Source organism: Azospirillum sp. TSO35-2, from assembly GCF_003116095.1.
In the GTDB taxonomy this organism is placed as follows: domain Bacteria; phylum Pseudomonadota; class Alphaproteobacteria; order Azospirillales; family Azospirillaceae; genus Azospirillum.
The window spans coordinates 1-1152 of the sequence record NZ_LGRA01000016.1 but is presented as its reverse complement, the minus strand read 5'-3'; the positions used below and the strand labels follow the sequence as shown (position 1 = coordinate 1152).

1 protein-coding gene is annotated in these 1152 nt (G+C 68.5%); it reads right to left on the bottom strand.

The window, feature by feature from the left end; genetic code table 11:
• Positions 1 to 1060, bottom strand: a protein-coding gene (locus TSO352_RS11045; protein WP_199231460.1) for an IS630 family transposase whose coding sequence is annotated in 2 segments (ribosomal slippage) — positions 1 to 568 and positions 568 to 1060 — 1061 coding nt annotated over the 2 segments. Because the reading frame shifts where the segments join, the coding sequence is not laid out codon by codon here. This gene is flagged as partial in the annotation.
• Positions 1061 to 1152 lie beyond the last annotated feature (92 nt).

Genomic DNA, 1152 nt, shown 5'->3' with positions numbered 1-1152 from the left:
CATGACCGATGAGCCCAATCGCGCAGCCCAATGGACATAATGGTCCAGGGCTGCTCGACGAGGGTGTTCCAGGCGAAGCAGCAGTGATCGAGGATGTCCTGGTAGGAGGCGAAGACCCGGTTGGAGATCCAGTTGTCGCGCATGTACTGCCAGATGTTCTCCACCGGGTTCAGCTCGGGTGACTTCGGCGGCAACGGCAGCAGGGTGATGTTGGCGGGGATCGGCAGCTTGGCCGAGGTGTGCCAGCCCGCCTGGTCGAGCAGCACGACGGCATGCGCGCCGGGGGCTACGGCGCGCGCGATCTCCTCCAGGTGCAGCGCCATCGCCTCGCTCGTGCAGCGCGGCAGCACCAGAGCCGCGCCCTTGCCCTGGGCCGGACAGATCGCGCCGAACAGATAGGCCGAGCGCGTGCGCTGATCGTGTGGCGCCGCCGGCCGGCTGCCGCGGCGTGCCCAGCGGCGAGTGATCTTGTTCTTCTGGCCGATGCGGGCCTCGTCCTGCCACCAGATCTCTATGGGCTTGCCGGCAGCCTCGTGCGCCGCGACCTGCGCCAGCAAGGTGGGGAAGTTTTTTTGAACGCCTCGGCGGCGTCGGGATCCTTGGCGTGGTGGCGGGGACGGGCCGAGAGCTTGCGCAAGCCCAGAGCGCGCAGTTCCCGGCTCAGCGTCTGCTTCGACACCGAGACGCGGAACTCCTCCCACAGCCAGTGCAGCAGATCGGCGATCCGCCAGCGTACCACCCCGTGCACCGCCGGGATCGGCCCCGCCTCGACAATCTGGCGCAGTGCCGTCCGGTGATGCTCCGCCAGACGCGGCTGCGGGCCTGGCGCCTTGCCGGTCAATAGGCCCGCCGGCCCTACATCATTGAAGCGTAGGACCCAGTCGCGCACCGTCTGCAAGCCGACCCCGCCGACCGCCGCCGCGACTGAGCGCGGCTCTCCCTCGTAGATCGCCGCCAGGGCGAGCAGCCGGCGGACTTGGCCGGGATCGTGAGAGGAACGGGCAAGCCGGCGCAAAGCGGCGGCATCGTAATCGCTGCGCAGCGGAACCGGAGCGGCCATGGCGGACCTCGTCGCTGTGGTCCCTCCGGTGAATCACACCATCCGGCTCAGTGGGAATCGCCGCATGAGTCGTACTCCGCAGGACTTGGTAT